Genomic DNA, 8,695 nt, shown 5'->3' on the forward strand with positions numbered 1-8,695 from the left:
CACTACTCTGCAACCTGGAGCGCGCTCCAGGTCAAGGCGACTTATGCTGCCGGATGTGAATACCTACCCACCGTCGGTGGCGGCCGAGCGCACCGGGTTCAGCCTGGACACCCTGCGGTACTACGAGCGGATCGGCCTGCTCAGCGAGATCAGCCGCACCTCAGGCGGCCGTCGGGTCTTCACCGAGGACGACCTGGGCTGGCTGGACGTGCTGCGCTGTCTGCGGGACACCGGGATGCCGATCGCCCAGGTGCGCCGGTACGCCGAACTCGCCCGGGATGGCGAGACCACCCTGGCGGAACGTCTCGCCCTGTTGGAGGAGCACTCCCGGGCGGTCGAGGAGCGGATGAACCTGCTGCGCCACCAGTACGCGCATCTGCAGGACAAAATCGCCTGGTATCGCGGACAGCTCGACTGACTGTTCGAGGTCGTCTCCGACACCGGTTCAGGTCACGGGCTGGGTCGAGGTCCGCGCGGTACGACCCGTCGTGGCCTCGGTGCGCGGCGCCCGCAGGCCGAGGACGGCCAGCCAGGTCCACCCGGTGACGATCGAGAGTCGTTGGAAGATCCCTGGCGTACCCGCGACCGGGTCGGCCCCGCCGGCCGCCACGAAGAACACGATGATCCCGATCCCGCTGAGCAGGCAGTACCAGCGCCAGAGCCGGGTCGGACGCCACCGGATCGCGGTGAAGGTCGCGGCGGCCAACGCGGCGAACACCACGACCGAGACGACGTTGTGCACGATGCCGGGTACGGTCGCGGCGTCGGCGGGAACCGGGTCGGAGACGAAGATCCCGGCCCCGACGAGGCAGAGCGCCATCGTCCGAACCAGCCAGGCCGTCCATCTCGGCGTGGTCCGCCGTAGGCCGAACGAGAAGGCGGTCAACAGGGTCCCGCTCGCCACGAAACCGGCGATCTGCAGCCAGCCACCCCGACCGATGGCGCCCTCGCTGACGAAGTCACGCGCCGGGTCGTACCCGGGTTTCACCACGCCGTTGACCAGCAGGACCGCGATGAACAGCAGGGCGCCGACGACCCCGCACCCGAGCAGAACCCGAGTCCTCGTCACCGCCCGACCGTAACAGCGGGCCGCAATCATGGTCCTGGTGGCCGTCTCCGTGGCACCCCGTCCACTTCGGACGACGTGGATACTGCTCGGCGTCACGGTCAGTCCGGCGGTTCAGGGTGTCGCCGGCCGGCCGAGTGCCGCCTCGACGATCCGGATCGCCTCGACGGGGTCGATGCCGATGCTGGTGATCACCGCCGCGTAGTCGTGGGCGGCACGGCGGGCCTGCTCCAGGGCCTGCTCGCCGGCGGCCGAGACGAACGAGCCGGCGCGCCCCCGGGTCTCGATCAGCCCGGCCTCCTCCAGTTCCCGGTACGCCCGCCCGACGGTGTTCACGGCGAGGCTGAGGTCGGCGGCGAGTCGACGGATCGTCGGCAGTCTCGTGCCGACGGCGAGCGTGCGGTCCTGGATCTGTTTCGCGAGCTGGGCCCGGAGCTGCTCGTACGGCGGCGTCGGCGAGGCCGCGTCGATGACGATCATCGGGTGACCATGGCACGGCGGGCGGTCGTCCCGACACCCGTGGTCCGGAAGTGGATCAGGCAGAAGACGATGGCACTCACCACCACGAGTCCGATCGAGGCGATGTTCCACCAGCCGAACGATTCGCCGTACAGGAAGATGGCCGGCAGCGTCCAGACCAGGCTGGGTGTGACGAGGGCACGGACGTCCTCGACCCGCATGATGACGTCGGCGGTGAGCGACGCCTCGTCCTCGGCCACGGCCGGGCTCGCCAGCACGTTACGCAGCTGCAGGATGACGCCGACGGCGGCGCCGGTGAGGCCGATCAGGACGACGGTCGCCCCACGTCGCAGGTCGGGATCCGGCACCGCCAGCACGCTCGCCGCGAGCAGCAGGGCGGCGGTGTAGGTGACGACGGTGAAGACGGCGTACGGCCGGCCTAGCACCGCCGACCAGCCGAGTTGGACCGGGTGGGCGACCCGCCGGGGCAGTCGCGCGCCGGCCCGTCGGTCGACGTGCCGCACCCACCAGCCGAGCAGCCACTGGGCCACCAGCAGCCCGACCACCAGCGCGACGAGCACCAGCGTCGGTAGCCAGGAGGTGGTGGCGTCACTGCCCAGCACCGACACGTGGGTGAGTGCCGCGCCGACGATGAACGCGGCCAGCAGCAGGCTGTCGGCGACCCTGACCCGCCGCCGCACCGCCAGCCGGGCCGCGAGCAGCGGGGTCGGCTCGACGTCGGCCAGGCCGTGCCGCTCCAGCCACACCCCGGCCAGCCACCGCTTCGGATCCGTCTGATCTGGCTGTCGCATGCCACCCACCTCCGACTGTCGCAAGCTTTGTCTCAATAGATTGAGTCATAGCATGCGACAAAGTCAACCCCGGGTCGGGCGCTACGCTGCCCGCCGTGCCGGATCGAGGGACAACGCAGCGGTGGCGTCGGACGCATCGACGGGTCCTGGCCGAGTTGACGCAGCTCAGCGCCGCCACGCTGCCCTCGACCGAGGTGTACGACCGCGCTGACGCGCTGCTGCGCCCGGTGCTCGGCTACGACGGCGTCTGCTGGCACGACAGTGACCCGGCCACCGGACTGGTCACCTCGGTGGTCAGTCCGGACCTACGGCTGTCGGACTTCCACGCGGCGGTCGAGCTGGAGGTGTGGGGCGACGACATCGCGACGTTTCCGGTGATCCGGCGCAGTGGCCGGGCGGCGGAGACCCTCAGCCGGGCCACCGGCGGACGGCCCGAGCAGAGTCTGCGGTACCGCGACCAGATCCGGCCGGCCGGGTACGGCGACGAGTTGCGGGCGGTCTTCGACAGCCGGGGCGGCCGGTGGGGCTGTGCGGCGTTCATGCGGGCGCCGGACCGGGGCCACTACCGGCCTGAGGAGTTGTCGTTGGCGAACGCGGCGGCGCCGCTGATCGGTGCCGCGCTCCGGCGCAGCACCGCCGGGTCGGGTACGGCTGGCCGGATCGCCTCGAACGGACCGGCCGCCCCCGCACCGGCGGTGCTCGTCGTCGGGCCGGACAACCGGGTGCTGCACGCCGACGAGCGGGCCGAGGAGCTGCTCGGCCGGCTGTCCGCCGACACCGCCGCGCTCTTCGGTGTGCCGCTGCCGTTTGTCATGGCGGCCGAGCACGCCCGCGCGGTCGCCGCCGGCCGGCCCGTTCCGGAGCCGCCGCTGCGGGTCCGGACCACGGACGGCGGGTGGCACGCGCTGCACGCCTCGCTGCTCGGCCGGTCGCCCCGGTCACCCGTCGCCGTGGTGGTCACCCCGGCCGGCCCGGCCGAACTGATCCCGGTGACCTTCGCCGCGTACGGCTTCACCGAGCGCGAGGCGCAGGTCGCGTTGTACGCTGCCCGGGGCCTGAACACCGCCGAGATCGCCGCCGCCCTGCTGGTCTCGCCGTACACGGTGCAGGACCACCTCAAGGCGGTGTTCGACAAAGCCGGGGTACGGAGCCGGCGCGAGTTCGTGGCAATGCTGCTGACCGCCAACCAGGCGGACGCCGCCGCGAGTGCTGCGGTCGTCCGCCCGGCTGTCAGTGGCGGTCAGTAACAGTCGACGACAACGATGTCGATCCAGCTGCCCTCGTAGTACACCTCGATGTGGTCGAGGCGGCAGGCGATGGGCGCGGGCGAGCCGCCGCCGATGGTGGCACCACTCGTGTCCGGCATGGCCCAGACGTTGCCGGGGTAGTTGACGTGGTTGCCGCCCGGCGGCGGCGCGGCCGGCGCGTCACCGGGCTGGCACAGCGCCCCCTGACGCATGAGCTTGATGTCCTGGGCGGCCCGGGTGCCGACCTGGGTGGCCCACAACGACTGGCTCATCGCCCGGGCCGCCGCCTCCCAGTTGCCGACGTTGACCGCGTTGATCATGTTGCGGAACCCCTTGAACCCGGCCGGTCCGAGGTTGAACGCCATGTCGATGAGCACGGCCTGCCTGGACGTGGTCAGCGAGTCGAAGTTGTAGATGTAGCGGGCCACGGTCGCCGACGCGGCGATGAAGTCGGCCTCGAACAGGGTCGCGATCTGGGCCGGGGTGAGATTCTGGGTGCCGGCGCGGACCGCATCGTAGTTCGCCCCGACCTTGGTGAGCAGGGCGCGGGCGTCGGCCCGGTCGAGGTTGAAGCCGACACCGACGGTCGGGTGCCCCATGGTGTCGATGTAGACGTGTGGGTCACCGGCGAGGCCGTTCGGGCTCTCGTGGCTGGCCACGAAGGCCCGCATCTCCTCCGGCGTCATCTGCTGTCCCTGCTGCTCGGGCTCCTCATCTCCCGGTAGCCCCGGCCGGGGCCCGGGACCACCGTTGGCCCCGCAGTCCACCTCGTAGGCCAGGGCCGGCGAGGGGGTCACCGCCACCGGTACCAGCACAGTCGCGCCGAACAGCAACGCCGCCAACAAAGATCGTTTGGTCTGCATGCGTGGATTCTTCGGTAGATCAACACGTCCCCGGTATCCCAGAGTTCTGGGAGACGCGTGACTCGGAACCGGACCGCCGGCCGGGCCGGACACCATCGGCTGGTGTAGCGGCCGGCTCGGCTGAGAGTGTTCTGGTATGTCTGACGCTGCACCGGTGCCGGTTCACCTCGCTGCGGCGCTGGAGGGTCTTGCCGAGAATCCGGCGTTGCCGGCGACGCTGATCCGCCGTCTGCTCGCCCACCGCCGGGGCTTCGGCGACGTGGCCAAGCGGGCGGATCTGACCGCCGACCTGATCGCCGAGATTCTCGCCACGGACTACCACTGGCTGCTGCACTCGCTGGCGCTCAATCGTCACCTTCCGAACGACGCCCGACTCCGGCTCGCCGAGCATCGGGATCCCGGCGTCCGTGCCGCCCTGGTCGTGGGCGCCGAGGACGCGCCCCGGGAGCTGTTCGCCCGGCTGATCGACGACCCGGACAAGCGGGTGCGTGAGTGCCTCGCGGAGAAGGATCACGTACCCCCGGATCTTCGTGCCCGGCTCGCGGGTGACCCCGATCCGGAGATACGTGCGACCCTCGCCGAGTGGTGGCCGCAGGCTCCGGAGGAGGTACGGCGGATCCTGCTGACCGATCCGGTCGACCGGGTCAGGGCAGCCGCCTGCGCCACCTACTACCGCCGGCTGCCCCACCCTGTCCCGCCCGCCGACCTGATGCCCGACCTGCTCGACGACCCGGTCACCCGGGCCGGTGTGGTGCGGCATCTGAGTCTCACCGCCGAAACGGCGCTGCGGTTGGCCGAGGACCCGGACGACCGGGTACGCCAGGAGGTGGCCGAACATCCGCAGCTTCCCCCGGACCTGCGGGACCGACTCGCCGAGGATCCCAGCCTGTTGGTACGGATCCGCGTCTTCGCCCGACCCGACACCCCCGAGCCACTACGCCAGCGGATCTACGCCGAGGTGCAGCAGGGTGGTACCGAGCTGCTGACGGCGCTGCAGACCGAGGACCTGGACGAGGCGACCTTCGTCCGCACGGTCCAGAACAGATTCGCCGTCACCGAACTGAGGTGCCTGCACCTGCCCTGGGTGACCGCCGATCCCCTGCCACACGTGTCCTCGCCCTATGTCTGTTTCCGCAACTCCGCGGCGTACAGTCAGCGACTTCCCCCGGACGCGGTGCTGCGGCTGCTCGACGACGAGGAGAGTCTCGTTCGCGCGACCGCGGCCCGGACCTTTTCCCACCTGGTCGACCTGGCGACCGCCGAACGGATAGAACGTGACCACCGGTCGGAGAAGAAGGACCGGTGGCGTCCCGCCGACGTCTTCACCTTCCCGCCGGAGATGCTCCGCCGATTCGCCACCGATCCCGACCCGAGGATGCGGGTCCTCGCCCCCCGCGACCCTGCCCTGCCCGCCGAGCTGGCCGAACGACTGGCGGCCGACCCCGAGCTCTCGGTACGCCGCGCCATCGCCCCGCACCCGAGCCTGCCGACACGTACGCTGATCGCCCTGCTGGCCGATGAGAGCGAATCAGTCACCCGGGCGGCCGCCGCCTCGCCATCCCTGCCGGTGTCGGAGATGGAACGTCTCCTCGTCCTCGCCGACCTCTGATCGTTCGAGGATTCCCCGACCGGTAATGACCAGGCGGTCGGATGCCTCGTCTCCTCGGATGCTCGTACGAGCGCAGCATCGGCCGATCGCCGTCTTTCGGCAACCTGTATGGATGATGGAATGCCGCTTCCCACGGGATTCGGCCCAATCTCCTGGGGCCAGTCGAGGATTCGATGGGCAGAGCGCGACGAGGCGTCCAGCGACGAATCGCTCCCGCGTCTCGCCGGTCCTGATGATGTCGATGACGAGCTGGTCGGCGGCGCCCTCGCCGCCCAGCTCAGCAGTGCGATATGCGTCGATCAACGCTGCAGCGAGTACAGCCGCCCGCGCCCCCCAGTCGGCAGCGCATCTTACTCACGGCCGAGACCCTGCAAACCTGCCCTTTCCGTCGTATCGAACCAGCGAAAGGAGGGATTAATCAATCTTTTTCGCGGCTTCGCGCTACACGGCCGCCCGGTAGCATCCGGTCGTTGCCCTGGATTTCCGACTCGCCAGCAGCAGAGCATACGAACAACATCTGGCGCATTTTGCCAATCCAGAAGAGGGAGTCCGCTTGATGGAATTCAGCGAACGGGTCGCCGCGCTCGCCACGAAGGTCCGGAATCAGCGGGACGCGATCCAGACGGAAGAAGCCGCCAAGAATGCTTTCGTCATGCCGTTCATCTCAATGATCCTCGGCTACGACGTCTTCGATCCACTGGAGGTCATACCGGAATTCACGGCCGACGTCGGCGTCAAGAGAGGCGAGAAGGTCGACTACGCGATCGTGCGGGGCGGCGAGGTACAAATCCTCATCGAATGCAAGCAGCCACGCGATTCCCTAAAAATTGAACACGCGTCTCAGCTCTATCGATACTTCTCCGTCACGAATGCGCGTATCGCCATCCTCACCAATGGGCAGACCTACCACTTCTACACCGACCTCGATGCCCCCAACAAGATGGACGCCAAGCCCTTCCTCGTACTGGACTTGGAGGATATTGACGACGCCCTACTGCCGGAACTGCGCAAGCTTACGAAAGAGGTATTCGATCTAGAGTCGATCATCAGCGCGGCCGAAGAGTTGAAGTATCTCGGCCAGATCAAGCGTTCGATGGCTGCGCAGTTTAAGGAGCCTGAGGATGAGTGGGTCAAGTTCTTCGCCACGAGAGTATACGACGGCTCATTTACCCAAAAGCGGCGCGAACAATTCAGGTCACTCGTCGCCAAGGCCGCGTCGCAGTTCATCAGAGATCAAGTGAACGAACGACTGAAGGGCGCACTCTACACAAGTCTCCCCACGCAGGCCACCGAATCTCCCGCCGAGGTGCTCGAAAGCGAAGAGGTCGCACTGAGCGATGTCGCCCGAGACACAGAGGTGGAAACCACACTAGAGGAATTGACCGGCTACCAAATCATCAAGGCGATCGCGTGCAGTGAAGTCAAGCCCCAACGTATTGTTGGCCGCGACGCCAAGTCATACTTCGCAGTGATTCTCGACGACAACAACCGCAAACCCATCGCTCGGCTGCATTTCAACGGGAAGGCGCGGAAGTACGTTGGCACGTTTGATGCCGACAAGACGGAGACTCGTCATCTAATCAGCTCTATTGACGACATCTATCTTCATGCTGACGCAATTCGCGACGCAGTAAGAGCTTTCATGGGCGACGGGAACCACAAAAAGCTTTGAGCAGTACGCCGCTCCCTTTGATGTCTGAACATCCAACGAAGCCAGGCGACCTGGAGTATTAACCTCGATCCTTCTTGGGGGCCGTCCAGAGGAGCCACTACAGGCGAGCGGTTGACACCCGGAAGGTTGTCATGTGGTACGGGAATGGTCGACGTGGAGGATCACAAGTTCTTCCGCGACGGCCTCCCCGTCCGCCACAGGTCCAGGCCGACGTTACGTAGCGCCTTGAACCCTCGAAAAGAGCGCCTAGATGCTCCGGCATCGATCTTGACCTAATTTCGCCGCCGGACCGTTGGAGCGCTGGTTACTCCTCGTCCTCGCCTTGGCCGGCAAGCTGCGGTCGGTACTTCACGATCCACTTCTCGACATCCGACGCCACACCTTGCCCTGTTGCACCTCGGCGATCGGCGCCAGGAACGACCGGTGCGATGTGATCGCGTAGACGCGCTGCCGGCTAATCCCACCCAGTCGCACCAGAATCTTGTGGGCACCCATGAGCCGCATGATCGCGACGGTAGGCGCCCGCACGAGAGACCGGAGCATCGCCGGCCGACCGCCACCGAGGTCCCTACGAGGGCTCCTGGTCGATCTCAGCCACGAAGACGCCGAGACCTTGCCGGCCGATAAGTTCGCCAGCCTCGATCATCGAGTCGATGGCTCGCCGGACGGTCGCTGAGGTGGTCGAGTACTGGGCCATCAGCTCGCGTGTCGTCGGGAGCTTCTGCCGTGGTTGGAGCAGGCCGGCCTTGACCTGGGCACGGAGGTCGTCCCGGATCGATCTCCACAACGGCACGACGTACGGCATGGTCTGCTGATCCCTCACACGTGAGTCGTCGAGCGCTAGTGCTCTGTTTCGTAAATAGCTATCCGTTTAGTAGGCTGTGCGTGTGACGCGTGCTGCCGCACCGCTGGTGCTCGAAACCGGTCAACGGGAACTGCTGGAGTCTCTTGCCAAGTCGCGTACGGT

General features: G+C 67.5%; 9 protein-coding genes. 4 read left to right on the plus strand and 5 right to left on the minus strand.

From position 1 onward, the window contains the following. Nucleotides 1-55: 55 nt before the first annotated feature. A complete protein-coding gene (locus ABGB21_RS34125) occupies nucleotides 56-418 on the plus strand; it encodes a MerR family transcriptional regulator (RefSeq protein WP_347681307.1) in 363 nt (120 codons plus the stop codon). A 27-nt stretch (nucleotides 419-445) separates the two neighbouring features. Here ABGB21_RS34125 and ABGB21_RS34130 read toward each other — a convergent pair whose 3' ends face one another. The 3 genes from ABGB21_RS34130 to ABGB21_RS34140 form a co-directional block, all read right to left on the minus strand. Beyond that, on the minus strand, nucleotides 446-1,069 hold the full coding sequence (locus tag ABGB21_RS34130) for a DUF998 domain-containing protein (protein ID WP_347657937.1): 624 nt from the start codon (nucleotides 1,067-1,069) through the stop codon (nucleotides 446-448). 111 nt (nucleotides 1,070-1,180) lie between these two features. Continuing rightward, nucleotides 1,181-1,546: a GntR family transcriptional regulator gene (locus ABGB21_RS34135; protein WP_347681309.1), complete on the minus strand. Its 366-nt coding sequence runs from the start codon at nucleotides 1,544-1,546 to the stop codon at nucleotides 1,181-1,183. Beyond that, on the minus strand, nucleotides 1,543-2,337 hold the full coding sequence (locus ABGB21_RS34140) for a hypothetical protein (protein WP_347681311.1): 795 nt from the start codon (nucleotides 2,335-2,337) through the stop codon (nucleotides 1,543-1,545). Before ABGB21_RS34140 ends, ABGB21_RS34135 begins: the two co-directional genes overlap by 4 nt. 95 nt (nucleotides 2,338-2,432) lie before the next feature. Between ABGB21_RS34140 and ABGB21_RS34145 the strand changes: the two genes are divergently transcribed. Beyond that, a complete protein-coding gene (locus ABGB21_RS34145; protein ID WP_347681313.1) occupies nucleotides 2,433-3,584 on the plus strand; it encodes a helix-turn-helix transcriptional regulator in 1,152 nt (383 codons plus the stop codon). Here ABGB21_RS34145 and ABGB21_RS34150 read toward each other — a convergent pair. Next, a complete protein-coding gene (locus ABGB21_RS34150) occupies nucleotides 3,578-4,447 on the minus strand; it encodes a glycoside hydrolase family protein (RefSeq protein WP_347681315.1) in 870 nt (289 codons plus the stop codon). The genes ABGB21_RS34145 and ABGB21_RS34150 overlap by 7 nt on opposite strands. Before the next feature lie 154 nt (nucleotides 4,448-4,601). On the opposite strand from ABGB21_RS34150, the gene ABGB21_RS34155 reads away from it, so the two are divergent. Beyond that, nucleotides 4,602-6,056, plus strand: a complete 1,455-nt coding sequence (locus tag ABGB21_RS34155) for a hypothetical protein (protein WP_347657942.1) — start codon at nucleotides 4,602-4,604, stop codon at nucleotides 6,054-6,056. Nucleotides 6,057-6,612: 556 nt separating this feature from the next. Next, nucleotides 6,613-7,728: a type I restriction endonuclease gene (locus ABGB21_RS34160; RefSeq protein ID WP_347681317.1), complete on the plus strand. Its 1,116-nt coding sequence runs from the start codon at nucleotides 6,613-6,615 to the stop codon at nucleotides 7,726-7,728. 568 nt (nucleotides 7,729-8,296) lie between these two features. On the opposite strand, the gene ABGB21_RS34165 is transcribed toward ABGB21_RS34160, so the two are convergent. Further along, a complete protein-coding gene (locus ABGB21_RS34165) occupies nucleotides 8,297-8,533 on the minus strand; it encodes a GntR family transcriptional regulator (RefSeq protein WP_347655712.1) in 237 nt (78 codons plus the stop codon). Between the last annotated feature and the right edge of the window lie 162 nt (nucleotides 8,534-8,695).

It is taken from the genome of Plantactinospora sp. B24E8, assembly GCF_039871735.1.
Classification (GTDB): domain Bacteria; phylum Actinomycetota; class Actinomycetes; order Mycobacteriales; family Micromonosporaceae; genus Plantactinospora.

What these genes read in the sequence shown, in the direction of transcription:
- ABGB21_RS34135 (WP_347681309.1), bottom strand. Translation starts at nt 1,546, where the DNA reads ATGATCGTCATCGACGCGGCCTCGCCGACGCCGCCGTACGAGCAGCTC.
- ABGB21_RS34140 (WP_347681311.1), bottom strand. Translation starts at nt 2,337, where the DNA reads ATGCGACAGCCAGATCAGACGGATCCGAAGCGGTGGCTGGCCGGGGTG.
- ABGB21_RS34150 (WP_347681315.1), bottom strand. Translation starts at nt 4,447, where the DNA reads ATGCAGACCAAACGATCTTTGTTGGCGGCGTTGCTGTTCGGCGCGACT.
- ABGB21_RS34160 (WP_347681317.1), top strand. Translation starts at nt 6,613, where the DNA reads ATGGAATTCAGCGAACGGGTCGCCGCGCTCGCCACGAAGGTCCGGAAT.
- ABGB21_RS34165 (WP_347655712.1), bottom strand. Translation starts at nt 8,533, where the DNA reads ATGCCGTACGTCGTGCCGTTGTGGAGATCGATCCGGGACGACCTCCGT.